This is a genomic window from Methylobacterium sp. 22177 (assembly GCF_052045615.1).
Classification (GTDB): Bacteria; Pseudomonadota; Alphaproteobacteria; order Rhizobiales; family Beijerinckiaceae; genus Methylobacterium; species Methylobacterium radiotolerans.
In genome coordinates this window covers 4,859-30,764 of the sequence record NZ_JBQEPK010000002.1, presented here as the reverse complement: position 1 = coordinate 30,764, position 25,906 = coordinate 4,859, and the positions used below count along the sequence as shown (strand labels likewise).

The following is a 25,906-nucleotide window of genomic DNA, read 5'->3' as shown; positions in this document are numbered from 1 at the left end:
ATCCGTGGACAAACTGCCCCCCGAAGTGATTGTATTCAGTCAGATTCGGGGGGCCTTCGGGGGCCGGGTGCCCGCACCGGATCACAGTTCCCACGGGCGAGGTTCGGCCATGCCGGAGGCGGCTTCCGCTTCCTTCTCCGCGCGTGCGGATTCGAGTCTCACGATCTCCTGGCCCATGCGGAGCCCGGACCCGCGTCTCGGCCAAGCCGAGCGCTGGCTGCGCTACGCCGTGCCGGGAACGCTCGCGGTGTTCCTGGCCTGTCTCGTCGGGCTGGCCGCGCTCCACATCCAGGGCCAGCGGGCCGAGATCCTGGCGGGCGCGAAGGCCGAGGTCGAGGGCTTCGCCCGGCTGGCCGCCCGGGCGGTGGGTCCGGCCGGCACCGTGGCCGAGGACCTGCGCGCCCTGATGCCCGAGAGCGAGCGGCATCCCGGCCGCCGCTTGCTGGTGGTCCGCCCCGATACCCGGATCGTCGCTGCCCATCCGCCGCTGCCCGCCGACCGGACGACCCTCGCGGCGGTGCTCGGCGACAGCGAGCCGCTCTCCGGCCTCGGCGAGCGCGCCGGCGCCATGGCCCTCGAACTTCCCGGCGGCGAGAGCGTGCTCGCCGCCATGCACAGCCTGCCCGGCGGCGCGGGACAGGTGGCGGTGCTCCAGCCCGTCGAGCCGCTGCTGCGCGGCTGGAGCGCGCGCACCCGCGACCAGATCGTCCTGATCGCCGCCGCCGCGATCGTCATCGTCGGCGTCGGGCTCGCCTACGGCCTCCAGACCCGCCAAGCCGCCCGCGCCGACCGCGCCCGCGAGCAGATCCGCGGTCGCCTGGAGACCGCCCTGCGCCGGGGCGCCTGCGGACTGTGGGACTGGGACATCGCGCGCGGCCGGATCTACTGGTCGGATTCGATGTACACCCTTCTCGGCTACAGGCGGCAGCACGAGTACCTCTCGTTCGGGGACGTCAACGGCCTCGTCCATCCCGACGACGGCGACCTGTACAGCCTCGCCCGGGGGCTCGCGGCCAACCAGACGCATGTCGACCACGCCTTCCGCATGCGCGGCGCCGACGGGGCCTATGTCTGGTTGCGCGCCCGCGCCGAGGTCGTGGCCGACGCCGCCGACGGCGGCCGCCACCTCGTCGGCATCGCCAACGACATCAGCGAGCAGCGGGCCCTGGAGGAGACCAACGCCGCGGCCGACATGCGTCTGCGCGACGCCGTCGAGGCGATCTCGGAGGCCTTCGTGCTCTGGGATACCGGCAACCGCCTGGTCCTGTGCAATTCGAAGTTCCGCCACCTCCACGCGCTGAGCCCCGAGGATGCGCAGGCCGGCCGGAGCTACACCGACGTCATGGGCCGCGGCGTGCTGCCCCAGGTCCGGCGGGAATCGCCCGAGGCCGGGATGGCGCTGACCGGCATGGCGGCCCGCACCTTCGAGGCCGAGCTCAGCGACGGCCGCTGGCTGCAGATCAGCGAGCGGCGCACCAAGGACGGGGGTTACGTCTCGGTCGGGACCGACATCACCAGCCTGAAGCGGAATCAGGAACAGCTCCTCGCCTCCGAGCGCGAGCTCATCGAGACCGTGAAGGACCTCAAACGGTCCCGCCGCACCCTCGAGCTCCAGACCCAGCAGCTCGCGGACCTCGCCGAGCGCTACCTCGACCAGAAGGCGGCCGCCGAGGCGGCCAACCAGGCCAAGGCCGAGTTCCTGGCCAATATGAGCCACGAGCTGCGCACGCCGCTCAACGCCATCATCGGCTTCGCCGACGTGATGGAGAACGCCGTGCTCGGCCCGCTCGGCACCCCGCGCTACACCGAGTACTGCCGCGACATCCGCGAGAGCGGTTCGCACCTGCTGTCCATGATCGACGACATCCTCGACATGGCCCGGCTCGAGGCCCGGCGCGTGCGCCTGAGCCCGCGGGCGATCTCCGCCGAGACCGCCGTCAGCGCGGCCCTCGCGCCCGTCGAGGCGGCCGCCCGCGAGAAGGCGATCACCGTCAGCGTCGACGTCGTGCCGGGGCTCGAGCTGCTGGCCGACCCGCAGGCGATCGGGCAGATCCTCGCCAATCTCGTGCAGAACGCCGTGAAGTTCACGCCGGCCGGCGGCCGCGTCGCGGTCCGCGGCCGCCGCGCCGGCGCCTGCACACACCTCTACATCGAGGACAACGGCATCGGCATCCCGCGCACCGACCTCGCCCGCCTCGGCCGGCCCTTCACGCAGGTCGAGCGACAGATGACCCGCTGCCACAAGGGTTCGGGCCTCGGCCTCGCCATCACCCGCTCGATGGTCGAGCTGCACGGCGGCTCGCTCCGGATCCGCTCCGAGGAGACGGTGGGCACCATCGTGCTCGTGCGGCTGCCGGCCACGCCGGCCGAGCGTCCGGACGTCCTCGTTCCGGCCGCGTCAGCCAATCCTGCGACGGCCGGTTCCGCGTCGCCGACGCGCGAGGCGCCGCGGGCGGGCCGGACCGCGGCGGGCCGCACCGCCGTCGCCTGAGCGGGGAACCCTGAGCAGAGCCGCTCAGGGTCGCGGATCGAGCCCGCCGCGGCGTGCGAGACGCCCCTGTTCCGCGTGCCAGCGCGCATCGGCGACAGCGCGCGCGAGGCGCCGGATGCGCCAGCGCCGGTAGAGCGACAGGATCGGGTTGCCGCCGAGACCGGCCTGATGGCGGCTGAGGCGTCGCAGCAGGTCCGGCAGCTGCGCCGAGGCCGCGTCGCCCGTGGCGATGTCGATGGCCCGCATCTCCGCCCGGAGCCCCGCCTTCCAATCGTCCATGATGCCCGCCTCCGCGATCATCGCGCGCCCCGCGCCGGCTGCCGGTATCCCGAGCAGCCCCCTCACCGTCTCTCCCGCGGCATGAGTACACGCCGGAAAACCCTCCGGTCCGGACCCGGGTTTGCTCCGCAGGTGGTCCGCTCGGCGGACCGGAGGTGGAGAATACGGCCGATGCGATCCAGAACAACGTACCGCTGCGCCCTGGCGCTCCTGCTCGGGCTCGCCGCCGGACCCGCCCTCGCGCAGAGCACGGGCTACGTCACCGGCTTCCCGGGCAAGGATCCCGCCGGCGACGAGGAGATCGGCTGGGGGCCGGCCTACCGGCCGGAGACGAGCTTCGCCCAGCCCGGCACGCCGCCGACCCCAGGCGCGATCGCGGGTCGCGCCTACCGTGCCCGGACTGGCCAAGGCGTCTACGACCAGGTGCAGGGCGACGGTCCGTACCGGGGCCGCTAGTGCCGCTTCCGCTCGGATCGCGGCGGGGGCGATGGTCGGTCCGGTGCCGAGCGGGGCGCGGGTCCCGTCTCCCGCACGGGAGAGATGGCGCGCGGCGCGTCTGCCGCGACCGGAATCGCGTCCTTCCAAACCGTCGCGATGCGGTCGGGAACGGCGCTAGCGCCGCCGCAGGGCCCGCCTCGCGGCCGCCCGCGCGTCCCGCTCGAACCGTGCGAGCCGGAGGCGCCGCTCCAGCGCGATCACCTGCCGACCGGGCGGGACGGCGATGATCTCGGCGACCGGAACCCGGTCGCGGTAGAGACCTTCCAGGGCCGATCCCTCCGACGTCGCCGAGTCGAGCCGGTCGGCGAAGGCGGTCTCGTGGCAGGCGCGCACGATCTCGGCTTCCAGCAGCAGGCCCGGGGCGTGGCTGCGCAGGTCCTCGTCGTAGGCGGTCTTCAGCAGGGTCGCGGTGCCGCCGTGGACCAGGGCGAGGCTGACGGCGACCGGCCGGCCGTCGAGGGTCAGCGCGTCGGCCCGGACGCCGACCGGACCCGGAGCCGCTGTGAACAGCGCCCGGGCCAGCGCGGCGCTCTCGGGCCGGCAGGCCATGGCGGTGCCGGCCCGCCCCTTCCACCCGGCGCGCTCCAGGTCGAGGAAGGAAGTCACGAGGCGGGCGAGGTCGGCGCCGGCCGTGGCGCACGCGTGGGCGACGATTCCGGCCTCCGCCAGGCGGCGCGCCCGGCGGCGCAGATCCTTGAAGCGCGCCCGATCGGGGTGATCGGCGAGGAACGCCGCGTGATCGGCGCGCCGGTCCATGACCGGGCGGTCGAAGCCCGCCACCGTGCCGATGGCCCAGCCGCGCGCGCGCATCGCCGCCAGCATCTCCGGTACGGCGCCCTCCCCGGTCGGCAGCAGCGGCCAGCGCCAGGCGGATCCGCCGGCGGCGGCTTCGAGGCCGGCCACCAGGGCAAGCGCGTGGGCGGCCCGGTCCGGGCCGTCGGCGATCAGGGGCGCCGTGGCGGTCACGTAGGGCGAGAGGAAGGGCCGCAGGATCCGGCCACCGAGTCCCGACAGGTCCCGGGCCGTCCGGTACGGCAGCAGCGCGACCAGCCGGCCGCCCTCGCGGACCGTGACGTAGCGGAGGGCCGCCGGCAGCAGCCCGGCGGCCCGATGGGCCTCGATGACGTGCCGCGAGAAATGCGGGTGCGGCGCGGCGCTCGCCGCGACCAGCGCGTCCCAGGCCTCCGGCTCCGGCGCGTCGCCGAGGGTGATCGCGCCTCCGGACGGCGCGCGGGGGGGGCTCGCCGGGATCATCGGACGGTCCCGGCGGCCCAGACCGGCGTCGGCAGCCCGTGGATCCGCCCCGCGGCCCGCGCCAGGAGGCCGGCCCGGCCCACGCTCGCCACCGCCACCGCCACGGCCGCGCCGAGGGTCCCGAGGGCCGGGACCAGGGCGAGGCACAGGCCGGCGGCGGCGAGGAGGCTCCCCGCCGTGATGCCGGCGCAGAGCCGCTCTCCGCCCAGCATGGTCAGGAGATCCTCGCCCGGACCGAACAGGCTCGCCCCGACGCTGCCGGCGATCAGGATGCACAGGATCGGGACGCTGTCGCCGAGCCCCGGTCCGAACATGGCCAGCAGCAGGGGGCTGACGGCCAGGATCGCGCCGCCGACCACGAGCGTCGCGGCCGCCGTCAGGCGGCCCTGGCGCCGGACCAGTTCGGCGAGGAGGAAGCGGTTGGCCCGCGCCTGGGCGGCGCTGTAGCGCTGGAGCGTCGCCGCGCTGACCGCGTAGTGGACGAACACGACGAACTGCTGGATGCGCGTCGCCGCGAAGTAGACCCCGACCTCCGCCGGACTCACCAGGGCGCCGAGCACGACCACGTCGACGAAGGTGAAGCCGGCATTGGCGAGGTCGATCGCGGCGATCGGCAGGCCCGTGCCGAGCCACGTGCGCCACCGGTAGCGGTGCGGCCCGGGCGGCAGGTCCCTCCGGAGCCGGGCGGCGAGCAGGCCGGCCTGCAGGGCGGTCGCCACGGCGGCGGCGATCAGCATGCAGGCCATCGCGACCTCGGCCCGGGGCGGCGCGCCGAGCAGGATCGCCGCGACCATGCAGGCCATCATCAGGGTCTGGCGCAGGAGGTAGGGCGGCGCGATGGCGAGCCCGACCCAGTTCTGGCTGCGCGCCACGCCCTCGAGATAATCCTGGAGCGCGAACAGCGGCATCACGCAGAGCGCGACCACGATCGGTGCCCGGTAGGCGGGGGCGAACAGGTCGGGCTCGAGCGCGAGCAGCGCCGCGCCGAGGCAGGCGACGGCGAGCGCGGCGCCGCCGGTCACCAGGGCGCCGGCCCGGATGTAGCCCCGCGCGAGGTCGAGGTCGCCCTGCGCCTGGTCGCCCGGCACGAACCGGCAGGCGCCCTGCGACAGGCCGAGGGTCAGGGTGTGGCCGAGCATCGCGGTCCAGACCCAGACCGACGCGAAGATCCCGTAGGCGTCCCAGCCCATCAGCCGCGCCGCGAGCACCTGGGCGCCGTAGGCGAAACCGGCCGAGCCGACGCGGATCGCGAAGACCGTCAGGGCAGCCCGCTGCGGACCGCCGCGCAGCGCCCGGAGGTGCCGGAACGCGAGGACAGGGAGGGCCGTGGCTGACACTACGCGCTCCGCGCCGGTCCTGAACTCGGCGGGAGGCCGATCTCTGGCCGTCCGGTCTAGCCCGGGGCGCGTTGCGGCTCGGTTAAGGGCGGCTGGGCCGGGGCCGCCTTCGGCTCCTTGGGCGCCTCCGTCCGCGTCAGCGAGGTGGCGATCGTCAGGGCCACGTGCTCGGCCATGCAGCGCAGGCCGAGGTCGTTGAGCCGGAACTGGCGGCCGAGCATGTGGCCCTCGCCCTTGTCGCTGCGGCGGGACAGGTACTGCAGCGCCTCGTAGCGGCGGACCAGCGGAACGCCCTGCTGGGTCGCGACGCTCCGCACCGCCTCGACGATCCGGTTGTAGTCGACGTCGGCCGCCATGCTGGCCGTGTAGATCGGGTCGACCAGCACCACGTCGATCCCGTGGGACCGCATCCAGCCCACGGCCTCGGTGAGCGCGCTCGCGAAGGCGTCGACGTCGACGCGGGCGATGGCGTCGTGGGTGCCGACCTGCCAGACGACGAGGTCGGGCTCGGCCTCGGCCACCATGGTGCGCAGGCGCTCGGCGGCCCCGGAGGCGATCTCGCCCGGCAGGCCGCGGTGGTCGATCACCACGTCGACCCTCGGCAGGGCGTGTTCCAGGGCGGCCTCGAGCTTGGCCGGGTAGGAGGCCGAGGCCCCGGGGGCCGCGCTGCCGCCGATCGCCAGGATCCTGAGGGGACGGTTCTCCGCCAGCGCCGCCTTGACGGCGCCGAGCTGGGCGACGGTGTAGAGCTGCGCGCCGGGGACCCGGCATTCCTGCGACAGGGCCGGATCGTCCGCCGCCGGGACGGCCGCCTGCTCGGCCGCTCCGCCGGCGGTGCCCGACAGCAGCACAGCGGCCAGCGCCGCGGCGAGCCGGGTCCGCGTCATGCGCGGGGTCGCGCCGATCTGCTGCGGCTGCGCCATTCGACGAACCATGCCGTAAACCCCAGCCCGACCAGGCCCGAGCCGGCGACCAGCATATCGATCAGCGCGCCGCCGCCCGTCTGGAAACGCACGAGCTGCCCGATCAGGCTCAGGATCGAGCCCATCGAGAAGACAGCCAGTGAATTCCGGCCCATCTGAGTCAGATAGCCGACGACGCGGCCGATTCGGGGGGCCAGCACTGCGTAAAGCGGTGCAAACGCTAACAATACCCCCAGAAAATGAAGCAGTCGCGCCGGGGTCAGGTAGGTCTTCTCGAACGTGAAGAGCAGGCGCGGCTCCGGAACGAGCATCGGATCCGGGCGGATCTCCGTCACCGCGAGCACGATCCCGAGGAGGACGATGACGACGCCCGCCGGGAACAGGCGCCGCGACCAGCGGCGCAGGGCGTCGGAGCGCAGGTTCCAGCCCTGCAGGACGAAGCCCAGCACCAGCAGGAGCTGCCAGCACAGCGGGTCGAAGAACCAGTCGCCCTCGCCCGGCCAGGACGGCACGTTCCACCCGAAGACGAGGCTCGCGAGGTAGAGGCTGACCGACAGCCCCAGGGCCGCGAGGAGGCTGAAGCGGCCGACCAGGACGAAGACCGGCGCGATGCCGATCAGCAGCACGTAGAGCGGCAGGATGTTGAAGTAGCCGAGCTGGTAGGTCAGCAGCGCCATCCCGCAGACCGACTGGATCGGGTCCGCGAAGAAACCGCCGGCGTTGTGCCACTCGAGGATCAGCGGGTTGTCGAGCAGCAGCGCCGCGCCCGCGATGATGGCGAGCGCCAGCAGCATCACGGTGAGCTGCGCCCGGTAGACCTCGACGGTGCGGGCGAGGAGCCGCACCACGCTCCGGCCCGGCGGCTCCGGGGTGCCGTCGCGCCCGCGGGTGGCGATCCCGATCGACCAGCCCGCCAGGAACACGAACAGCTCGGCCGCGTCCGAGATGCCGTACTGCGAGAAGGTGTAGCGCTCGAAGGTGTTGCCCGGGATGTGGTTGATGAAGATCGTGATCAGGGCGAAGCCGCGCCAGAAGTCGATCGCGTTGGGGTCCCGCATCGTCGCGGCGGCTCCGGGTTTCGACGCATCAGGATGGCGGCGGCGGGAACGCGGCCCCTGATACGGCGCCGCATCGGTTCTGCAAAGGCGAACAAAGGTGGGGATCGCGCGGCCCGATCGAACCGGAGGTTCACACCCGCGTTATGGCCCGGCACGGAGTTCCCGACCGATGATCCGCCCGCTCACGACCCTCGGCCTCGCGCTCGTCCTGCCGCTCCTGGCGGCCACCGCCGCTGCGGCGCAGGCCCAGACCGGCACCGGCGGCGGCCCCGCCTCGACCGCGACGGCGCCGAACACCTCGTCGGTCGGCCGCGTGATGCCGCCGAGCCGCGGGGCCGGCGCGGCGACACCGGACGACCGGCGCGTGCGCACGCCGCGCGAGGCGAAGAACGACCGGCTCATGCGCGGCATCTGCATCGGCTGCGCCCCCCACTAGAGGGGCGGCGACCGAGCGCCGCCGGCGGGACTACTTGCCCCGGCGCAGGCGCAGATCGTCCTCGCTCTCGCGGGAGAGGCGCAGCAGGTTCTGCCCGTAGGCGGTCTTGGCGAACATCTCGCCGCGGGCCACGAGCTGGTCGCGGGTGATGAACTTCTGCAGGTAGGCGATCTCCTCCAGGCAGGCCACCTGAAGGCCCTGCCGGTTCTGCAGGGTGCGGACGAACTCGCTCGCCTCGAGCAGGCTGTCGTGGGTCCCGGTGTCGAGCCACGCGTAGCCGCGCGACATGCGCTCCACGTGCAGCTGGCCGCGCTGCAGGTAGGCCTCGTTGACGCTGGTGATCTCCAGCTCGCCGCGGGCCGAGGGCTTCACGTCGGCGGCGATGTCGAGCACCTGGTTGTCGTAGAAGTACAGGCCGGTCACCGCCCAGGTCGATTCCGGGTTCTGCGGCTTCTCGACGATCTTCGTCGGCCGCCCCGACTTGTCGAGGTTGACGACGCCGTAGGCCTGCGGGTTGTCGACGTGGTAGGCGAAGACGGTCGCGCCCTGCTTGCGGCTCGACGCGCGCTCCAGGAGCTCGCCCATGCCGGCGCCGAAGAACAGGTTGTCGCCGAGGATCAGCGCCACGTCGTCGTCGCCCACGAAGTCGCGCCCGATCACGAAGGCCTGGGCGAGGCCCTCCGGCCGCGGCTGCAGGGCGTAGGAGAACTTGAGGCCGAACTGCTCGCCGGTGCCGAACAGGCGCTTGTAGTTGTCGAGGTGCTCCGGCGACGAGATGATCAGGATCTCGCGGATGCCGGCGAGCATGAGCACCGAGACCGGGTAGTAGATCATCGGCTTGTCGTAGACCGGCAGGAGCTGCTTGTTGATCGACAGCGTGGCCGGGTGCAGGCGCGTGCCGGATCCGCCGGCCAGGACGATGCCCTTCATGGCTTGGAAACTCCCTCTGAGACCGGCCCGACGAGCCGGTCCAGGATGTCGTCGAGCGCCGCCTGCCAGGGCCGCGGCGCGATGCCGTAGGCGGCCGTGAGGCTGTCGGTGGACAGGCGCGAATTGGCCGGCCGCCGGGCCGGTGTCGGGTAGGCGGAGGTCGGGATGCCCTTGACCGGCACGGCGCGGCCGCCGCGCCGGGCCGAGCCCGCCACGATCGCCTCGGCGAAGCCGCACCACGTGGTGTCGCCCCGGTTCACGCAGTGGAACGTGCCGGCGGGCGTCTCCGGATCCGCCGCCATGGCCTGCGCGATCGTCGCGAGGGCGGCGGCGAGGTCGGCGGCCGAGGTCGGGCAGCCGTGCTGGTCGTTCACCACGGTCAGGGCGTCGCGCTCGGCCGCGAGCCGCAGCATCGTCTTGACGAAGTTGCCCCGGTGCGGGCTCACCACCCAGGCGGTCCGGACGACGGCGTGGCGCGGGTTGCCGGTGCGCACCGCCAGCTCGCCGGCGGCCTTGCTGGCGCCGTAGACGCTCTGCGGGTCGATCGGAGCGTCGGGCGCGTAGGCCCCGTCGTGCTTGGTCCCGGCGAAGACGTAGTCGGTCGAGACGTGCACCAGCGGGATGGATCGGGCCGCCGTGGCGGCCGCCAGGATCGCCGGGGCGAGGGCGTTGAGGCGCCACGCCGCCACCACGTCGGACTCGGCCTTGTCGACCGCCGTGTAGGCGGCGGTGTTGATCACCGCCCGGTAGGCGCGGGCCGCGAGCGCCGCCGCGACGGCGTCCGCGTCGGTGATGTCGAGCTCCGCGCGGCCGGGCGCGTGGACGGTGACGCCGTCCGGCCAAGCCAGGGCCTGCAGCTCGGTGCCGACCTGCCCGGCGCCGCCGAGGACGAGGACGTCCATCAGCCGTTGAGCCCCAGGCGCTCGCCCTTGTAGCGGCCCTCGCGGATCGGGCGCCACCAGCCCTCGTTCCCGAGGTACCACGCCACGGTCTCCTCAAGCGCCTGCTCGAAGGTCTTCTGCGGGCGCCAGCCGAGCTCGGTCTCGGCCTTGGTGCAGTCGATCGCGTAGCGCCGGTCGTGGCCCGGGCGGTCGGCCACGAAGCTGATCAGCTGCTCGTGCGGGGCGCCCTGCGGGCGCAGCCGGTCGAAGGCCGCGCACAGCGCCTTGACCACCGCGAGGTTGTTGCGCACCGCGCGGCCGCCGAGCAGGTAGGTCTCGCCGATCCGCCCGCGCTCCAGCACGGCGACGAGGCCCTTGGCGTGGTCCTCCACGTGGATCCAGTCGCGCTCGTTCAGGCCGTCGCCGTAGACGGGCAGCTTCTTGCCCTCGAGGGCGTTGAGGATCATCAGCGGGATCAGCTTCTCGGGGAAGTGGCGCGGCCCGTAATTGTTCGAGCAGTTGGTCACCAGGACCGGCAGCCCGTAGGTCTCGTGCCAGGCGCGGGCGAGGTGGTCGGAGGCCGCCTTCGAGGCCGAGTAGGGCGAGCGCGGATCGTAGCGGCTCTCCTCCGTGAAGAACGCGTCGGGCGGCAGCGAGCCGTAGACCTCGTCGGTGGAGACGTGGAGGAAGCGGAAGGTCCTCTTCTCGGCCTCCGGCAGGGTCTCGTAATGGCCGCGGGCGCCGTCCAGCATGGTCTGCGTGCCGATCACGTTGGTGCGCACGAAGGCGCCCGGGTCGGTGATCGAGCGGTCGACGTGGCTCTCGGCGGCCAGGTGCATCACCGCCTCGGGCTTGAAGTCCGCGTAAGCCTTCTGCACGGCGGCGCGGTCGCAGATGTCGGCCTCGACCAGGCGATGGCGCGGGTTGTCGGCGAGCGGCGCCAGCGAGACCGGGTTGGCCGCGTAGGTCATCGCGTCGAGGGTGCAGACGTCGTGGCCGAGATCGTTGACGAGGTGCAGCACCAGCGCCGAGCCGATGAAGCCGCAGCCTCCGGTCACCAGGATGCGCATGGCGGATTACCTCTTCGGATCGATCGAGAACTGAGAAAGCCGGGGCAGCCTAAGACCGGCCGACGTGACAAAATTGCGGCCGGGCCGCGCTCTTCAGAAGACGCGGCCGAGATCGGCGAGCTTGGGCGCCCGGCGATCCTTGTCGGACAGGATCGCCGCCTCTCCCGAGACCGGCCACGGGATCCCGATCGCCGGATCGTTCCAGAACAGCGCGCGGTCGTGCTCGGGGCTGTAGTAGTCGTCGACCTTGTAGGTGACCATCACGTCGGGGGTCAGGGTGCAGAAGCCGTGCGCGAAGCCGTGCGGGATGTAGAGCTGCTCGCCCTTCTCGGCGTCGAGGGTGACGGCGACGTACTTCCCGTAGGTCGGCGAGCCGCTGCGGATATCGACCGCCACGTCGAGGATCGCGCCCTGCAGCACGCGGATCAGCTTGGCCTGCGCGCGGGGGGCGATCTGGAAGTGGAGGCCGCGGACCGTCCCCTGCGGGGCCGAGAAGGACTGGTTGTCCTGGATGAACGGCGTGGCGATCCCGGCCCGCGCCAGGGTGTCGGCCCGGAAGGTCTCCGAGAACCAGCCCCGCGCGTCGCCGAAGCGCTTCAGGACGATGCGCTTCACGTCGGGGATCTCGGTCTCGATGACGTCCATGCCAGCGCCCCTCTTGCGGATCCCGTCGGGAGGTCCAGCGGACGTCTCCGCGTCGGTCGTTCCGGGTCGCGCGCCCGCCTCGCCGACCACAACCTCGGTGATGCCCCGCGACTTCCGGTCATTCGCCGTCCGTGTCAAGGCGTGCCGGCTGCGGTGGCGTTCACGAGAGGGACCGATGACGGGCGGAGCCGGACCCGCTGTGGACGGCCTGCTGCGCGCCCAGCTGGCCGATCCGGCCTGCGCGTGGAGCCTCGGCGGCTACGGCGCCGGCGCCGTCTTCGCGCGGGAGCCCGACGAGCCGGCGTGGCCCCTCGGGGACGAAGCGGTCGGCCTCGTCACGGCCCGCGGCGCGCTCGCGATCCGGGCGTATCCGGATCTCAGGCCGTTCGCCTACGAGACCGGCTTCGCCGATGGCTGGAGCCAGGCGGTCGCGCTCTGCCTTCCCGAGGCCGCCTGCGCGATGGGCCGGCGCGCCGTCCTGACCGAACTGGGTCCCGACGGGGCGGCAATCCGGCCGGAGGACCGCGCCGCGCGCCTGTTCGATCTCGGACTCGGTCTGCGCGCCGCGGATGCCTGCATCCGGACCGCCGACCCCGCGCGGATCGCCCGCTTGCGGGCGCTGGCGGGCCGACCGCTCCTCGCCGCCGGCGCCGCGGCGATGCCGTCCGCTGTCATCTCGGGCCTGGACCAGATCGTCATCACCCGCATCGGTCGCGTCGAAGTGTTCGCGCCGGAGGCCGATCGGGCCGCCGCGGGGCCCGGGCCGCGGTGCCACGCGCTGCCGCAACTCCTGCGGCTCGCACGCACGCACGCGGCCACCGCGCCGATCCCGCCGGGTTGGATACCCTGCGGGACGCTGCATCCGGCCCATCCCGCGCGGGACGGGACAGGGCGACCGGTCCCGTTCGATGCCGGGCGCCACGCCGCGTTCGGACGCGTCCTCGACCGATGGGGTGATCCCGCGTTGGTGGCCCTGCGCCGCGCAGTGCTGGACGGCCAGGATCCCGATCCGCCGCGCGCGGACGGACGGTTCGCGCGCTCGGCGATCCGCGCGGCGCGCGCCCAGCTGAGGGCTGTCGTCAGGTAGTGCCGTCCCCGATCGCGTCCTGACGGTTCGGAGAGACGGCGATCCCGGTCGAGACAACCGCGCCGTAACCCCCTCTCCCGTGCGGGAGAGGGTCGGGGTGAGGGACGAGAAGCTTCAGGATCAGGCGCGCTCTCGGGTTGCCGACAGGCCGCGACTCGTCCGGATGGCCCTGATCCCTCACCCTGTCCCTCTCCCGCACGGGAGAGGGGACCGGCGCCTCGTGCGGCACCGGCTCGGCGATCACGTCGTCCGAACCCGATCCCGGGACCGAATCCGGGCCGCTCAGGGAATGCCGATCATCTTGTGGGTCTGCAGCGAGAGCCGCCAGCGGGCGTCCCGGCGGCAATAGGCGATCGCCGCCTCGGTGCTGGCGGCCCGGTCCGGGCCGTCCATGGGCTGGAGGAAGCGGTGCTGGAAGGCGAGACCCACGAAGGCCGCCGGATCGGCGTCCGCCTGCGGGTAGACGAGCTTCAGCTCGTGGCCGGAAACCTGCGCGAGGGCGTTGCTCCCCTTGGGGCTGACGCAGATCCAGTCGATCCCCGGCGGGGCCGGCAGCGTGCCGTTGGTCTCGATCGCGATCTCGAACCCGGCCGCGTGGACGGCCTCGATCAGCGGCGTGTCGAGCTGCAGCAGCGGCTCGCCGCCGGTGAAGACGACGTAGCGGTTCTCGGCGCCGCCCGCCCAGGTGGCGGCGATCGCGTCGGCGAGGGAGGCCGCGTCCGCGAACCGCCCGCCGCCCTCCCCGTCCATCCCGACGAAGTCGGTGTCGCAGAACCGGCAGGCCGCGGCGGCGCGATCGGCCTCGCGCCCGGACCAGAGGTTGCATCCGGCGAAGCGGCAGAACACGGCGGCACGGCCCGCCTGCGCGCCCTCCCCCTGGAGCGTGTGGAAGATCTCCTTGACCGCGTAAGCCACAACCGTCCCAGTCACCGCCGCGCGCGATCCGGCCCGCGCGCTCGGCCTGCACATAAGCCGTGCCGCGCCCGCGGGCCACCGACAACCGCGCCGTGCAGACCCGCGATGTGATCTCGCCTTGCTCTTGCCACGGTGGGCTCGTTCATGCCGAGATGCAGTCCGGCGACCGCTTCAGGCCGACCGGGTTGCGCCGCTCTCCGGCTGGCCGGCCGGAAATCCGACGCCCCCCGGCGTCGATCCAGGCGATCCTCTGACGAGTCGGGCTCGAATGTCCTCTTCTCTCTACCGACGCCTCACCGTCGGGCTTGCGGCGCTGACGGGTCTGCTCGGGGCGGGCCTGGTCGGGATCGGCGCAGCGAACGCCGTGACCGTGCCGATCCTCGTGGCCGACGTGGATTCCGGCAAGGTCATCTACGCGCAGGCGCCGACCGATCCCTGGTACCCGGCCTCGATCACGAAGCTGATGACGACCTACGTCGCCCTGGACCTCGTCCGGCAGGGCAAGGTCTCGCTCGATTCGATGATCACCATCTCGGCCGCCGCCGCCGCCGAGCCGCCCTCGAAGATGGGCTTCAAGCCGGGGACGCAGCTCACCCTCGACAACGCCCTGAAGATCATCATGGTCAAGTCGGCGAACGACGTCGCCTACGCGATCGGCGAGTCGCTCGGGGGATCCGTCGAGAACTTCGCCGCCCTGATGAACGAGACCGCGCAGCGGATCGGCATGCACGACAGCCGCTGGTACAATCCCAACGGCCTGCCCGACCCGCGCCAGTGGACCTCGGCCCGCGACATGGCGGTCCTCGCCCGGGCGCTGATCCGCGACTTCCCGGATTCCCACGACCTGTTCTCGATCTCGGCGATCCAGTTCGGCCGCGCCGTCATGGCGAACCACAACGGCCTGCTCGGGCGCTATCCCGGCACGGACGGGATGAAGACGGGCTTCATCTGCTCGGGCGGCTTCAACGTCGTGGCGACCGCCACGCGCAACGGCCGGCGGATCGTCACCATCGTGATGGGGCAGCCGAGCCCGCGCGAGCGCGACGTGAAGACCGCCGACCTGTTCGACTACGCCTTCGGCCAGAGCGCCGGCTGGTCGAGCCCCACCCTCGACGCGCTCCCGGCCTCCGCGATCCCGGCGCCCCCGGACATGCGTCCCTTCGTGTGCGGCGGCAAGAAGCCCCCGGCCATCGAGGACGGTCCCGGCGCGCTGAGCGCCCCCGGCTCGGCCGCGCAGCTGATCGGCGGCTCGGCGGCGAACTCGCCGGCCCTGGCGCTCGCCGCGTTCTCCAACCCGGCCCTGCGGGCGCGGTCCCTGCCGCCGCGGGCGCCGCTCCAGCCGATCGCCGTGTGGGTCGGCCGCAACCCGGCCGAGGGCCAGCAGATCCTCGAGGCGCAGGAGGCCGAGCAGAAGGCCGCCGCCGCCAACACCCGCGCCGCCAAGCTCGAGGCCGCCAAGGCCAAGCGCGCGGCGGCCCTGGAGGCGGCCAAGCAGGCGCGCGCGGCGCGCCTGGAGCGGGCCGAGGCCGCGAAGGCCGCCGCCAAGACCGCCCCGAAGGTCGCCGCGAAGCCGGCCCACGGCGTGCCCCGGAACGCCAGCGCCTACACGTCGGACGTCACGCCCGGGATGCCGGAGGCGAAGCCCGGGAAGGGCCTGACCAAGCCGGCGCCGAAGGCGGCCGCCCACAAGCCGGCGCCCGCCAAGGCCGAGACGAAGCCCGAGACGAAGTCCGACAAGGCGGCCGCGAAGGCTCCGGCCAGGAAGTCGGCCGCCAAGAAGGCGGCGGCCGACGAGTAGGCCCGCGCGGGTGTCCGGCCGCCCGCCGCGTTGCCGCGGACGCCGGCACACCCCACTTCGCCGCCTATGTCAGAGTCTTCCGCCCCCACTCCGGACCCGCGCCGCCCGGAGCCGATCCCGCTGACCGTGCTCACCGGCTTCCTCGGAGCCGGGAAGACCACCCTGCTGAACCGGCTGCTGCGCGATCCCGCCCTCGCCGACACGGTGGTGATCGTCAACGAGTTCGGCGAGATCGGCCTGGACCACCTGCTGATCGAGACCGTCGACGAGGACATGATCCTGCTCGGCGCCGGCTGCCTGTGCTGCACGGTGCGCGGCGACCTGATCGCGACCCTCGAGGATCTGCTGCGCAAGCGCGACAACGGCCGGATCCGGCCGTTCCGGCGGGTCGTCATCGAGACGACGGGCCTCGCCGATCCGGCGCCGATCCTGCACGCGCTGATCTACCACCCCTACCTCGTGCTGCGGTACCGCCTCCAGGCCGTGGTGACGGTGGTGGACGCGGCTAACGGCGCCGCGACCCTCGACGCCCATCCGGAGGCCCTGCGGCAGGCCGCGGTCGCCGACCGGATCGTGCTGACCAAGGCCGACCTCGCGGGTGACCTGTCGGGGATCCGCGCGCGCCTGACGGCGCTCAATCCGGCCGCCCCGATCGTCGCCCCGGATGCCCCCGCGGAGACGCTCCTCGGCGGCCTGTTCGGCCTCGACGGCAAGACCGCCGACGTGCGCGCGTGGCTCGGCGACGCGGCGCTGGCGCAGGCGGACCATCACCACGCCGACGTGAACCGCCACGACGCGTCGATCCGGGCGATCTGCCTGACCAGCGCGGCGCCCATCCCGCGCCCCGCCTTCGAGATGTTCATGGATCTCCTGCGCTCCGGCCACGGGCCGAAGCTGCTCCGGCTCAAGGGCCTGGTCGCCCTCGCCGACGATCCCGGGCGTCCCCTCGTCGTCCACGGCGTCCAGCACGTGTTCCACGCGCCGGTCACCCTGCCGGCATGGCCGGATCCCGACCACACGTCGCGGCTCGTCCTGATCCTGCGCGATCTCGATCCCGCCTTCGTGCGCCAGCTCTGGGACGCCTTCCTCGGCCGCCCCCGGGTCGACGCGCCGGACGCCGCCGCCCTCACCGACAACCCCCTGGCGATCCCCGGCCCCTGACGCCGGCGGTCGGCACCGTCCTTGAAGCCCTCGACGCGAAGGGCGCCCCGGAGGCGCCGGGTCGTCCCGGATCGGGACGGATCGTCGAGAGGCAGGACAGGCGGATGGTGCGACGCTTCACCGTGATACAGGGCGGGCTGTCCGAGCGGCCGGACCTCGCGGCCGCGCCGGAGCCCGATGCCGGCCCCGAGGCCGGGACCTGGCGGGTCGATCTGCGGCGACCCGGCGCGGTCGACGGGGCCTCCGTCGCCGCGTGGCGGGCCCTGCTGGTGCGGAACGCGGTCACCGACCCGCTGCGCGACCCGGACCACCTCCTCCCGCTCGCCCAGCACCGCCCGTCCGGTCGTCCCGTCGCGGTCGCCCTCGCCTGGAGCCGGGACGCGCGCGACGGCCACGAGACCCTGCGCGGCGTCGTCCCGCTGGCGATGCCGCATCCGGTCTGGGGCAGCCGCGCCCGGCCCTGGCAGCCCGCGGAGCCCGACGCGGCCGCCCTCGTGGAGCGCGCCGCCGCGGAGGCCGTCGACCGGGCGCTGCGGGAGCGGCTCGGGGCGCTGCGCCGCCCGGTCCGACTGGTCGGCGATCCCGCGCCCGCCCGGGATCCGCAGCCGCGGCGCCCCGTCCTGGCGGCCGGCCGCCCGGCGCGCGCGCGGCCGATCCCGGCCGGGAACCTGATCGGCGTGCGCCCCGACGGCTGGGAGCCGACGGAGACCGAGATGCTCGCCGTCACCGAGCCGGGAGCGGTCCGCGACGCGGTCGAGACCTTCCTCGCCCTCGACGCCCGCACCGCCGCGCGGCCGATCATCGCCGACCCGGCCGAGGCGTCGCTGGTCCGGGTGGTCACCCGGCTGTTCGCCCGCCGCGGCGCGCTGCGGGTCGAGTTCCGCCGCCGGGCCGGCGCGGTCGTCGCCGGAACGCTCCACCTCTGCGCCGGCGCCAACGCTGTGCCCTGGCGCCGCGTTCGGGCCTGAGCGGTCAACGAGCGGTCGACGAGCGGTCGACGAGCGGTCAATCCGCCGCGTCCGGAACGCCTGTCGACGGGGGCGGGCGGCCCTAGCTGGCCTCCATGACCCGCGACCTGCCCCACGGCGTTCGACCCGCTCCGCGCCGGAAGGCGGCCGCACGGACGGCACGGAGGCCGCGCGAGGCAGGCGAGGCCGACCGGGTGGCCACGATCCTCGCGCGCCTCGCCGAGAGGGACCCGGATCCGAAGGCCGGATTCGACCGCACCGACCCGTTCCGCCTGCTCGTGACCGTGCTGCTCTCGGCCCAGTCCACCGGCCCGACCGTCTCGCGGATCGCGGAGGCGCTGTTCTCCGAGGCCCGCGATCCCGCCGGCATGGCGGCGCTGGGGGAGGCCCGGATCACGGAGATCGTCCGGCCGGTCGGTCTCGGGCCATCCAAGGCGCGCAACATCGTCAAGCTGTCGGCGGTCCTGCTCGCGGAACACGGCGGCGCCGTCCCGTGCAGCGCCGCGGAGATGCGTCGCCTGCCGGGGATCGGCCGCAAGAGCGCCGAGGTCACGGCGAACTTCGCCTTCCACGAGCCGGTGATCGCGGTCGATACCCACATCTTCCGGATCTCGAACCGGATCCCGCTCGCCCCGGGCCCGACGGCCGACGCGGTGGCCGACGGTCTCGCCCGGATCGTGCCCGACGCGTTCAAGGACAACGCCCATGTCTGGCTGTTCCGGCACGGGCGCGACATCTGCACGGCGCGGAATCCCGCCTGCCCCCGATGCCCCGTCTCGGACCTGTGCGCGTGGCCGAGCAAGGCGACGGCCTAGACGCTACTCGTCCTCGCCGAAGCGGTTGGCCAGCAGGGCCTCGATGGCGTCGAGGCAGCTCTCCGCGTCCGGGCCGACGGCGGTAACGGCGACGTGCGTGCCCATGGCGGCCCCGAGCGTCAGCAGGCCCATGATCGAGCGCCCGCCGACCGTCTCGCCGGCCCGGGTGACCGTCACGGCGGCGTCGTAGCGCTCGACGGTCTGCACGAACTTCGCGGAGGCGCGGGCGTGGAGGCCGCGCCGGTTGATGATCGGGAGCTTGCGGAGAAGGCCGCCCTCCGGAACCGGCGGATCGTCATCGGTCTCGAAAAGCTCGTCCATCGCCCGTGGTGTTTCCCGCCCGAACGGCGGCCCTGGCGGCCGCCTGCGCTGAACCTAAACCATTGACCGGGCATGTCGATCCCGCAGTGCCCGGGGCGCGGGCGGCCGTGTGCCCTCGCCGGCTACCACTCGTACTCGGCGCCGACGCCGAGGCTGGTGCGGCCGTCGCTCCCGGCCTCGCCCTTCAGCTTGATCCGGCGGGTGACGTCGAAGTCGACGCCGACGGCGGTGTCGGCGGGCTTCGCCCCGGCCTTCACGCCGACGCTGACCCGATCCGAGATGTAGCGCGAGGCGCCGATCGCCGGCCCGCCGCTCGCGCCGGTGGAGACGTCGAGGCTGTCGAGGCCGAGGCTCTTGCGCGCCTGCTCGAACATGTCCGGACCGGCGGCGCCCCCGGAGAGCTGGGCGACCGCCTGGGCGAGCTGCAGCGCCTGGAACGGCGACAGGCCGGCCGACGCCTTCTTGAACAGGATCCGCGACAGGATCTCGTCCTGCGGCAGGACCGGGTCCGAAGTCAGGGAGAATTGCGGGGCGTCCGCGAAGCCCGAGACGGCGATGCGGGCGGTCACGTCGGTGGCCTTGGTCTCCGCGACGAAATCGAGTTCCGGCGTGGTCAGGCTGCCGGCGAAGGTCAGCCGGCCGCGGCTGAAATCCAGGCGCTGGCCGACGAGCTCGAACTGTCCGCGGCGCAGCGAGAAGGCGCCGTTGGCGACGGGCGACGCGGAGGTGCCGGTGACGCGCAGCGCCCCGCCGAGTTCCGCGTCGATGCCGCGCCCGCGCACGAAGATGCGGCTCGGCGCGTCGATCGTCACGTCGAGGGTGGCGTCGAACGGGACGGCCGGCTTCCCGCCCCGTCGCCCGGACCGGGCAGCGGCCTTCCGCTCCGCCCGCTGCGCCAGGCGCGCCTTCAGGGCCGGCGGCGTGTTGACGTGGCGGACGCCCGGCAGCGGCCGGATGGTGGCCGGCAGCCGGTCCGGAACCGCGACGTCGATCGACACGACGTTCACCCGGCCGCCGATCCGCGGCGTCCGCGCCAGCGGCCCCGCCAGCGTGATGTCGAGGCTCGACACGGCCGTCATCAGCGGACTCGACACGAGCTCGGCCTTGTCGGCGACGACGTGGAAATTGCCCGGGAAGTCGGGCGCGAGGGAGACGCGGCCGGTGACGGAGACCTGACCGCCGTTGCGGGCGGTCGCGGTCAGCCGCTCGACCACGACGCTGTCGCCGCGGCCGGTGACGCGACCCTCGATCCCGGTGAAGCGGAGCCCGTTCAGCGGATCGGTGAAGCTCCCGCCGCTCAGCACCGCCGAGCCCTGGGCCCGCGGTGCCGCGAGCGTGCCGGTGACGCCGCCGTCGATGGCGATCTTGCCGGTGACGCTCTGGCCGCCGACGCTCAGGAGGGAATTGGCGAGGGCGGCGTCGAGCGTCCCGCGCGCGCGCAGGTCGAGCGGCCCCCCGGCCTCCACGGGCAGCGACCCGGAGACCGTCAGGGCGACGCCGCGCCCCGCCGTCACCCGGCCGTCCAGGCTCGCCTGTCCGTCGGACAGCGTGCCCTTCGCGGCCGCGTCGATCGCCGGCAGCCCGGCCTGCCGCGTCTGCGGAGCGACCAGCTTGGCGACGCTGACCGCGTAGCGCCCCTCCGGTCGCGTCGCGGGGCCGCGGAGGTCCGCCTCGCCGTCCAGGGTCCCCGAGAGGGCCAGATCCGGCGCGGCGATCCGGGCGAGCGACAGGGGCAGGGACCGGATCGCCACTCTGAGGTCGAGATCCCGCCCGGCGCGGCCCGCGACCGTGACGCGGCCGGAGCCCGCCGCGATCGACAGGCCGTCGATCACCGCGCCGCCGTCCCGGAGGGTGATCGCCGCCGGCCCGGTGAGGGCGAAGCGGTCGTTGCCGCGGGCCGCCGAAAGGCGCTGGATCTCGATCCGCGTGTCCGCGGCCGGGACGACCCGCGCGGCACCGTCGAGGGTGAAGCCGCGCGCCCGGGCGGTGAGGCTCACGTCGCTGAAGGCGGGCGTGCCGTTCGCGAGGAGCCGGATCGTGTCGACCTGCTGGCCGGCGGCCACGAGCCGGTCGGCCTCGACGCGCCCGTCGAGGACGGGGTGGGCGCGCAGGTCCCGTCCCGAGAGGTCGGCGTCGAGCCGCGCGAGGGCCGTGTCGCCGTAGCGGAGACCGGCCCCGGTGGCGCGGACGGTCACGTCCTGGCGCCCGCCGTCGCGGGCGAGAGTCAGCGCGGCGTCGAGGCGGCCCGAGACCGGTTCCGGGACGAGGGGCGCGATGTCCGTCAGGTCGCCGGCCCGCACGGTGAGCGCGCCCGCCGACAGCCACGTGTCGGCCGCGACCGTCGCCTGGCCGGCGACGGAGACCGAGCCGAGATCGAGGCCGAGCCGGTCGAGGACCCAGTCCGGGCCGACGCGCGCGAGGTGCGCGCCGCCGGTCAGCGCCTTGCCGCCGACGTCGCCGCCGAGCCGGACCGTGCCGTCCGGCGCGAGGAGCGCGTCCCGCAGGACGGCCTCGACGCGCAGATCCCGGATCGGCTTGCCGGCCGCGGTGGCGGCGGGCGCCGTCAGGGTCGCGGTCACGTCCGGATGCTCCAGGGATCCGGTCAGGCGCGCGTCGACGCCGGCCTTGCCGGTGAGGCGCCCGTCGAGATCCGCGAGGCTCTTGAGGTCGACCCGTCCGGCGACGTCGGCACGGGTCGTCGTCGCCTCGCCCTGCAGGGTGGCGGTGACGCCGGAGCCTTCCAGGCGCAGATGGTCGAAGCCGTACCCGTCGAAGGTCTGGGACACGCGTCCCTGAAGGCTCGGCGCGCGGCCGAGGGTGCGGTCGGCCGCCCGGATCCCGGTGACGAGGCCGCTCGTCGTCACGGCGAGGTCGGCGGCGACGGCCTTGCGCGCCGGATCGCCGCTGAGCCGCGCCTTGGCGTCGAGGCTGCCCGCGAGGCCCTGGCCCGCGAGGCCCGAGAAGACGGACAGGTCCGGCAGCGCCGCGTCCACGGTGCCGGTCAGGGTGTTCTGGCCGACCCGGCCGGCATAGGCGGCCCGCGCCGTGTCGGAATCGAGCTTGAGCGCCGCGATATCGAGAACGCCGTCGGCGCCGGCCGAGGCCCGGAGCGTCACGGTGGCCCGGCTGCCGATCGCCCGGCGCAGCGCCGGGTCGGCGAGCGTCAGCCCGTCGATCCGGCCGTCCGCCGTGACGGCGAAGCGCTGCGCCGACGGCTCGCCCTGCGGGTCGATGCCGAGGCTCGCCTCGATCCGGTCCAGGCTGGAATCGCGGCTGCGCAGGGCGGCCGCGTCGAGGTGGCCCCGGACGGTGGGCGCCGCCAGAGGCCCCTTGAGGCTGCCGTCGAAGACGAGCTTGCCGATCTCGGCCTCTCCGGCCCGGGTGACGTCGCCCTCCGTCGGCAGGGCACGCGCCTGCAGGGTCAGGTCAGCGACCCGGTCGCGGGTGAGGCTGCCGCCGGCCGCCAGGCGCGCCGTGCGGGAGGTCAGCTCCAGCCGGTCGATCCGGAAGGCGCCGCTGTCCGCGAAGGACAGGCCGCCGTCGAGCTTGGTGGTGCCGGCGAAGATCGCTGCCGCCGGACCGGGCATCAGCCCCTCGATCCGCGCCGCGAGGTCGAGGGCGAGCCGCCGCTCGGCCCCGATCCGGGAGATCTTCGCCCCGCCCTTGGCGCCGATGTCGGGTCCCGCCGTGAAGTCCAGCTTGGCGCCCCAGGCGTCCAGCGTGCCCGTTCCGTCGAGCTCGAAGTCGATCGGCGGGGTGCCGGGCAGGTTGGCGGCCTTCGAGAGCAGGCCGCCGGCCGGCTCGACGAGGTTCGCCTTCAACTCCAGCCGCTCGCCGTTCGGCACGAACAGCAGCGACAGCAGGAAGCGGCCCGGCGCGTCGAGGCGCTGCGCCCGGGCCTGGAGGTCGAGCCCCTCGCTGGCGGCGCCGAGCTTCGCCCGGCCCTCGGCCGAGAGCCGCGCCGGCTGCCCGGCCACCGCCTCGCCCAGCGTCAGCTCGGCCAGCTTGAACCCCTTGATCTCGACCTTGACCGGGAGGTCCGGGAGGAGCCGCCCGTCGGGCTTGGCCTCGGGCGGCGGCGGGCCGGGGACCGGCCGGCGCAGGACGTCGAGATGCCCGATCTCGAGGCTGTCGACCTCCAGCCGGCCCGACAGGAGGGCGAGCCGCCGCCAGACGATGCGGGCCCGGTCGAGTTTCAGCCAGACGCCGTCGCGGTCGCTGATCGCCACGTCCCGGATGGTGGCGTCGGAGGACAGGGCGCCGTCGACGGCACCGATCGCCACCCGCGAGGAGGGCGTCGACAGGGCGCGGGACAGGAGGCCGCCCAGCACGGACTTGTCGCCCTCGTCGGCGCGCGTCGCCGCGAGGGTGCAGGGCAGCAGCAGGGCGAGGCCGACCAGGACGAGCACCAGGTCCCGCCGGCCGTGACGGGCGGTCGGATGCGCGGCGCGCTGCGTCGGTCCGGTTCGGAACGCCATTCAGAAAGCCTGCCCCAGGCTGAGATACAGGACGGCGGGACGCACGTGTCCGCCCTTGTAGGGGTCGAGCGGGAAGGCGACGTCCGCGCGGATCGGGCCGATGCCGGTGTAGTAGCGCAGGCCGATGCCCACGGATTTGCGGATCTTCTCGTCGAAATCCGGCGTCGCCGAGGCGAAGGCGGTGCCCGCGTCGAAGAACGGCACCACGCCGATCGTGTCGGTGACCTTGATGCGCGCCTCGAGCGAGGCCTCCAGCAGGCTGCGGCCGCCGATCGGCAGGTTGAAGGGGCCGATCGGTCCGAGGGTGCGGTACGGGTAGCCCCGCACCGAGCCGCCGCCGCCCGCGAAGAACCTGAAATTGTCGGGGATCTCCCCCAGCGGCGCGCCCGAGACCGAACCGAAGCCGATGCGGCCGGCCAGGATCATGCGGGCCTCGTCGTCGAGGGCGTAGTATGTCGATCCCTGCGCCTTGGCCACGACGATGCCGGGCGAGGAGATCGCGCCGGGATAGACCGCCAGCGACGCGATGGCCCGGACGCCCCGCGTCGGGTCGAGGAGGCTGTCGGTGGAATCGTAGGTGACCGAGGCCGGCACGCCGATCAGCCGGTAATCGACCGTGCCGAGGGCGTCCTTCGACCGGCCAACCTGGGCATCGAGCCCGATCTGCGCCGAGAACGTGTCCGAGAACCGGTGACGGATCGCCCCCGAGACACCCCCGCCATCCACGAGGTAGCTCTGCTGCACCTCGCGGGTGATGAAGGCGTTCGCCAGGAAGTCGTTGCGCGTCCCCCACAGGGCCGGCTGGACGTAGGTCGCCGAGAGACGTCCGCCGAGGCCGTTCGTACCGATGCCCGCGGCCTTGCGCTGGTTGGCGAACGGGTCGTTCCCGAGACCCAGGTAGTAGAGGTCGGCGTCCACGCGGAAGGATTCACCGCCGCCGAACAGGTTGCGGTTGGCGTAGTAGGCCCGCACGCCCGGCCCGTCGACCGTGGAGTAGCGCGCCGAGACGCCCACGAGGTTGCGCTCGCGCTCGGTGACCTCGACGAACAGCGGCAGGTTCCCGTCGGCGTCGAGGGTCGTCCCCTCGCGAACCCGGACGCCGCCGATCCCCTCGATCCGCGCCACGGACCGGCGGATCGCGGCCACCGCCTGGGGTGAGTACGGGTCGCCCGGCTCGGCGTAGATGAAGGATCGGATGGTCGCCGGGTCGATCCCCGGCGCACCGCTGACGGCGACGGGGCCTAGTCCGGCCACCGGGCCCGGCGCCACCGTGAAGGTCACGTCCATCGCGTGGGCGGAATCGTCCACCACGGGATCGCGCGCGACCACCTTGGCGAAGGGACGGCCCTGGGCGCGGAAGTGGTCGACGATCTGCGCTTCCCGCGCCAGCACCGTGGCGGAGCGCGCGGGAACATCCTCGTCGACGCGGGTGACCCGCGCGGGCAGCTCGGCTTCCGGGAACGGGTTGCCCGCCGGATCGCGCACGGTGATCCGGCGCAGATGGTAGAGGGGCCCGAGATCGACCGCGATCCGGACCGGGACGAGGCCGCGGTTGCGCCACGCCTCCGCGGCACCGACCGCGGCCGTCGCCTGGCCCGGCACCGGCGCGCCGTCGACCCGGATCGTCACCGCTCCTTGATAGTAGCCGTAGCCCGACAGGACGTCGGCGAGCTTGGCGAGATCGGTCTCGACCCGGCGCAGCAGCCCCTCGCCGTCGGGCGGGGGTTCCTGCCTCAGGCGATAGAGGGTGGAGGTGTCCTGCAGGGCCCGCAGCACGTCGGAATCGTCCGTGCCGGTGATCCGCAGCGTGTACGGGAGCGCGGTCGCGCTCGGCGGCGGCGGTTCCGGTTCGCTGCCGAACAGGCCGAACAGGTCGAACGCGCGCGCGGGTTGAGCCCCCGCGGCGACCAGCAGGGCCAGGGCCAGGGCGGCCAGCCTCGGCGGCGATGCGCGACGCATCGCCGGGCGGGCCGGACGAGGAAAGGGAGCGGAGACGCGCAAACCGCGCTCTTCAGCTCCGATCGAGGTCGGCCGTGCCGCCCGCCTGTGAGATCATTGCCGCTCCCCCCTCACGCCGTATCACGGCGTACCCCACCGCATCTTAAGGCCAGGTGCCTGCGAGGCCAACACCGCCGAGGTCGCGGCGCGGACACCCTGCCCCGGAGCCGGGATCGAGCGATTTCGGTGGCGACTCGGCGCGGGCACCGGCGCTCATCGGCCGGCGCTCGATCCCCCTCCCCTGCCGGAGCGGCGGCGACCGTCGCGGGACGCGTCGGCACAGGGACCGCGTCGGTTCGACGGGGTGCGACAAACGCAGAACCCGCCGCGCTTGCGGGCGCGGCGGGTTCTGTGTGTCGGGATTTGGTTGCGGGGACAGGATTTGAACCTGTGACCTTCAGGTTATGAGCCTGACGAGCTACCGGGCTGCTCCACCCCGCGCCAAGTCTGTGCGGCTGGTCCGGGTGCGCCGGCTCTGACAAGCGGGCGCGGTGTCCGGGAGCCGGATCGGTGATCGTGGTGAGGGAATGTTGGTGGACTGCGTTGTGCGGGTCTGGCGGCGA

The 25,906-nt window shown here is 73.8% G+C and carries 21 protein-coding genes and 1 tRNA gene; 8 read left to right on the top strand and 14 right to left on the bottom strand.

Features of this window, described 5'->3' with window-relative positions; all coding sequences use genetic code 11:
- The first annotated feature begins 109 nt into the window (after nucleotides 1-109).
- Nucleotides 110-2,491 (top strand): sensor histidine kinase, encoded by a 2,382-nt coding sequence (locus ACTJK8_RS02505; protein WP_076728191.1) that lies wholly within the window; start codon nucleotides 110-112, stop codon nucleotides 2,489-2,491.
- Between the two features lie 24 nt (nucleotides 2,492-2,515).
- Here the strand turns inward: ACTJK8_RS02505 and ACTJK8_RS02500 are convergent, their stop codons facing one another.
- A complete protein-coding gene (locus tag ACTJK8_RS02500) occupies nucleotides 2,516-2,770 on the bottom strand; it encodes a hypothetical protein (RefSeq protein WP_012319338.1) in 255 nt (84 codons plus the stop codon).
- 171 nt (nucleotides 2,771-2,941) lie between these two features.
- On the opposite strand from ACTJK8_RS02500, the gene ACTJK8_RS02495 reads away from it, so the two are divergent.
- Entirely contained in the window at nucleotides 2,942-3,226 is a 285-nt protein-coding gene (locus ACTJK8_RS02495) for a hypothetical protein (protein ID WP_029360272.1), read from the top strand.
- A 156-nt stretch (nucleotides 3,227-3,382) separates the two neighbouring features.
- Here ACTJK8_RS02495 and ACTJK8_RS02490 read toward each other — a convergent pair whose 3' ends face one another.
- Genes ACTJK8_RS02490 through ACTJK8_RS02475 form a run of 4 tightly spaced genes read right to left on the bottom strand, consistent with a single transcriptional unit; the run spans nucleotide 3,383 to nucleotide 7,840 of the window.
- Nucleotides 3,383-4,522, bottom strand: a complete 1,140-nt coding sequence (locus ACTJK8_RS02490; protein WP_059409207.1) for a GNAT family N-acetyltransferase — start codon at nucleotides 4,520-4,522, stop codon at nucleotides 3,383-3,385.
- A complete protein-coding gene (locus tag ACTJK8_RS02485; RefSeq protein WP_012319341.1) occupies nucleotides 4,519-5,859 on the bottom strand; it encodes a lipopolysaccharide biosynthesis protein in 1,341 nt (446 codons plus the stop codon). The genes ACTJK8_RS02490 and ACTJK8_RS02485 overlap by 4 nt, the downstream gene beginning before the upstream one ends.
- 56 nt (nucleotides 5,860-5,915) lie before the next feature.
- Entirely contained in the window at nucleotides 5,916-6,746 is an 831-nt protein-coding gene (locus ACTJK8_RS02480) for an SGNH/GDSL hydrolase family protein (RefSeq protein ID WP_012319342.1), read from the bottom strand.
- On the bottom strand, nucleotides 6,743-7,840 hold the full coding sequence (locus ACTJK8_RS02475; RefSeq protein WP_024830009.1) for an OpgC family protein: 1,098 nt from the start codon (nucleotides 7,838-7,840) through the stop codon (nucleotides 6,743-6,745). The genes ACTJK8_RS02480 and ACTJK8_RS02475 overlap by 4 nt, the downstream gene beginning before the upstream one ends.
- Nucleotides 7,841-8,009: 169 nt before the next feature.
- Here ACTJK8_RS02475 and ACTJK8_RS02470 point away from each other — a divergent pair, with 169 nt between their 5' ends.
- Nucleotides 8,010-8,276 (top strand): hypothetical protein, encoded by a 267-nt coding sequence (locus tag ACTJK8_RS02470; protein ID WP_440761477.1) that lies wholly within the window; start codon nucleotides 8,010-8,012, stop codon nucleotides 8,274-8,276.
- Between the two features lie 30 nt (nucleotides 8,277-8,306).
- Here ACTJK8_RS02470 and rfbA read toward each other — a convergent pair whose 3' ends face one another.
- The 4 genes from rfbA to rfbC all read right to left on the bottom strand — a co-directional run bounded on the left by rfbA (nucleotide 8,307) and on the right by rfbC (nucleotide 11,802).
- On the bottom strand, nucleotides 8,307-9,206 hold the full coding sequence (rfbA, locus tag ACTJK8_RS02465) for a glucose-1-phosphate thymidylyltransferase RfbA (RefSeq protein WP_056534087.1): 900 nt from the start codon (nucleotides 9,204-9,206) through the stop codon (nucleotides 8,307-8,309).
- Entirely contained in the window at nucleotides 9,203-10,108 is a 906-nt protein-coding gene (gene rfbD / locus ACTJK8_RS02460; protein WP_182178752.1) for a dTDP-4-dehydrorhamnose reductase, read from the bottom strand. Before rfbD ends, rfbA begins: the two co-directional genes overlap by 4 nt.
- The gene (rfbB, locus tag ACTJK8_RS02455; protein WP_012319347.1) at nucleotides 10,108-11,157 is read right to left on the bottom strand and encodes a dTDP-glucose 4,6-dehydratase; all 1,050 of its coding nucleotides are present in this window, start codon (nucleotides 11,155-11,157) and stop codon (nucleotides 10,108-10,110) included. The genes rfbD and rfbB overlap by 1 nt, the downstream gene beginning before the upstream one ends.
- A 93-nt stretch (nucleotides 11,158-11,250) precedes the next feature.
- Nucleotides 11,251-11,802 carry a dTDP-4-dehydrorhamnose 3,5-epimerase gene (gene rfbC / locus ACTJK8_RS02450; RefSeq protein WP_440761476.1) on the bottom strand — a complete coding sequence of 184 codons (552 nt, stop codon included), beginning with the start codon at nucleotides 11,800-11,802 and terminating at the stop codon, nucleotides 11,251-11,253.
- Between the two features lie 175 nt (nucleotides 11,803-11,977).
- Between rfbC and ACTJK8_RS02445 the strand changes: the two genes are divergently transcribed.
- The gene (locus ACTJK8_RS02445) at nucleotides 11,978-12,889 is read left to right on the top strand and encodes a DUF6925 family protein (RefSeq protein WP_012319349.1); all 912 of its coding nucleotides are present in this window, start codon (nucleotides 11,978-11,980) and stop codon (nucleotides 12,887-12,889) included.
- A gap of 282 nt (nucleotides 12,890-13,171) precedes the next feature.
- On the opposite strand, the gene queE is transcribed toward ACTJK8_RS02445, so the two are convergent.
- Nucleotides 13,172-13,804: a 7-carboxy-7-deazaguanine synthase gene (gene queE / locus ACTJK8_RS02440; protein WP_012319350.1), complete on the bottom strand. Its 633-nt coding sequence runs from the start codon at nucleotides 13,802-13,804 to the stop codon at nucleotides 13,172-13,174.
- A 268-nt stretch (nucleotides 13,805-14,072) separates the two neighbouring features.
- Here queE and ACTJK8_RS02435 point away from each other — a divergent pair, with 268 nt between their 5' ends.
- The 4 genes from ACTJK8_RS02435 (at nucleotide 14,073) to ACTJK8_RS02420 (ending at nucleotide 18,546) form a co-directional block, all read left to right on the top strand.
- Nucleotides 14,073-15,602 (top strand): D-alanyl-D-alanine carboxypeptidase family protein, encoded by a 1,530-nt coding sequence (locus ACTJK8_RS02435; RefSeq protein WP_440761475.1) that lies wholly within the window; start codon nucleotides 14,073-14,075, stop codon nucleotides 15,600-15,602.
- Between the two features lie 66 nt (nucleotides 15,603-15,668).
- A complete protein-coding gene (locus ACTJK8_RS02430) occupies nucleotides 15,669-16,763 on the top strand; it encodes a CobW family GTP-binding protein (RefSeq protein WP_012319352.1) in 1,095 nt (364 codons plus the stop codon).
- Nucleotides 16,764-16,867: 104 nt separating this feature from the next.
- The gene (locus ACTJK8_RS02425) at nucleotides 16,868-17,731 is read left to right on the top strand and encodes a hypothetical protein (RefSeq protein WP_089231260.1); all 864 of its coding nucleotides are present in this window, start codon (nucleotides 16,868-16,870) and stop codon (nucleotides 17,729-17,731) included.
- Nucleotides 17,732-17,826: 95 nt separating this feature from the next.
- Nucleotides 17,827-18,546 carry an endonuclease III domain-containing protein gene (locus ACTJK8_RS02420; RefSeq protein ID WP_127991055.1) on the top strand — a complete coding sequence of 240 codons (720 nt, stop codon included), beginning with the start codon at nucleotides 17,827-17,829 and terminating at the stop codon, nucleotides 18,544-18,546.
- A gap of 3 nt (nucleotides 18,547-18,549) precedes the next feature.
- Here the strand turns inward: ACTJK8_RS02420 and ACTJK8_RS02415 are convergent, their stop codons facing one another.
- The 4 genes from ACTJK8_RS02415 to ACTJK8_RS02400 all read right to left on the bottom strand — a co-directional run bounded on the left by ACTJK8_RS02415 (nucleotide 18,550) and on the right by ACTJK8_RS02400 (nucleotide 25,784).
- Nucleotides 18,550-18,867, bottom strand: coding sequence for an HPr family phosphocarrier protein (locus ACTJK8_RS02415; protein ID WP_012319355.1), 318 nt, complete (start codon nucleotides 18,865-18,867; stop codon nucleotides 18,550-18,552).
- Nucleotides 18,868-18,989: 122 nt separating this feature from the next.
- Nucleotides 18,990-23,345 carry a translocation/assembly module TamB domain-containing protein gene (locus tag ACTJK8_RS02410; RefSeq protein WP_440761474.1) on the bottom strand — a complete coding sequence of 1,452 codons (4,356 nt, stop codon included), beginning with the start codon at nucleotides 23,343-23,345 and terminating at the stop codon, nucleotides 18,990-18,992.
- Nucleotides 23,346-25,304, bottom strand: a complete 1,959-nt coding sequence (locus ACTJK8_RS02405; protein ID WP_440761473.1) for an autotransporter assembly complex protein TamA — start codon at nucleotides 25,302-25,304, stop codon at nucleotides 23,346-23,348.
- Nucleotides 25,305-25,707: 403 nt separating this feature from the next.
- Nucleotides 25,708-25,784, bottom strand: a tRNA-Met gene (locus ACTJK8_RS02400).
- Between the last annotated feature and the right edge of the window lie 122 nt (nucleotides 25,785-25,906).

Bases quoted from the DNA above. Each gene is read 5' to 3' on its own strand.
- ACTJK8_RS02420 (WP_127991055.1), top strand. From the start codon at position 17,827: ATGACCCGCGACCTGCCCCACGGCGTTCGACCCGCTCCGCGCCGGAAG.
- ACTJK8_RS02475 (WP_024830009.1), bottom strand. From the start codon at position 7,840: ATGCGGGACCCCAACGCGATCGACTTCTGGCGCGGCTTCGCCCTGATC.
- ACTJK8_RS02490 (WP_059409207.1), bottom strand. From the start codon at position 4,522: ATGATCCCGGCGAGCCCCCCCCGCGCGCCGTCCGGAGGCGCGATCACC.
- ACTJK8_RS02480 (WP_012319342.1), bottom strand. From the start codon at position 6,746: ATGACGCGGACCCGGCTCGCCGCGGCGCTGGCCGCTGTGCTGCTGTCG.
- rfbB (WP_012319347.1), bottom strand. From the start codon at position 11,157: ATGCGCATCCTGGTGACCGGAGGCTGCGGCTTCATCGGCTCGGCGCTG.
- ACTJK8_RS02435 (WP_440761475.1), top strand. From the start codon at position 14,073: ATGTCCTCTTCTCTCTACCGACGCCTCACCGTCGGGCTTGCGGCGCTG.
- ACTJK8_RS02405 (WP_440761473.1), bottom strand. From the start codon at position 25,304: ATGCGTCGCGCATCGCCGCCGAGGCTGGCCGCCCTGGCCCTGGCCCTG.
- ACTJK8_RS02430 (WP_012319352.1), top strand. From the start codon at position 15,669: ATGTCAGAGTCTTCCGCCCCCACTCCGGACCCGCGCCGCCCGGAGCCG.
- ACTJK8_RS02445 (WP_012319349.1), top strand. From the start codon at position 11,978: ATGACGGGCGGAGCCGGACCCGCTGTGGACGGCCTGCTGCGCGCCCAG.
- rfbA (WP_056534087.1), bottom strand. From the start codon at position 9,206: ATGAAGGGCATCGTCCTGGCCGGCGGATCCGGCACGCGCCTGCACCCG.
- ACTJK8_RS02470 (WP_440761477.1), top strand. From the start codon at position 8,010: ATGATCCGCCCGCTCACGACCCTCGGCCTCGCGCTCGTCCTGCCGCTC.
- ACTJK8_RS02505 (WP_076728191.1), top strand. From the start codon at position 110: ATGCCGGAGGCGGCTTCCGCTTCCTTCTCCGCGCGTGCGGATTCGAGT.
- ACTJK8_RS02500 (WP_012319338.1), bottom strand. From the start codon at position 2,770: ATGGACGATTGGAAGGCGGGGCTCCGGGCGGAGATGCGGGCCATCGAC.
- ACTJK8_RS02495 (WP_029360272.1), top strand. From the start codon at position 2,942: ATGCGATCCAGAACAACGTACCGCTGCGCCCTGGCGCTCCTGCTCGGG.
- ACTJK8_RS02415 (WP_012319355.1), bottom strand. From the start codon at position 18,867: ATGGACGAGCTTTTCGAGACCGATGACGATCCGCCGGTTCCGGAGGGC.
- ACTJK8_RS02410 (WP_440761474.1), bottom strand. From the start codon at position 23,345: ATGGCGTTCCGAACCGGACCGACGCAGCGCGCCGCGCATCCGACCGCC.
- ACTJK8_RS02425 (WP_089231260.1), top strand. From the start codon at position 16,868: ATGGTGCGACGCTTCACCGTGATACAGGGCGGGCTGTCCGAGCGGCCG.
- rfbC (WP_440761476.1), bottom strand. From the start codon at position 11,802: ATGGACGTCATCGAGACCGAGATCCCCGACGTGAAGCGCATCGTCCTG.
- rfbD (WP_182178752.1), bottom strand. From the start codon at position 10,108: ATGGACGTCCTCGTCCTCGGCGGCGCCGGGCAGGTCGGCACCGAGCTG.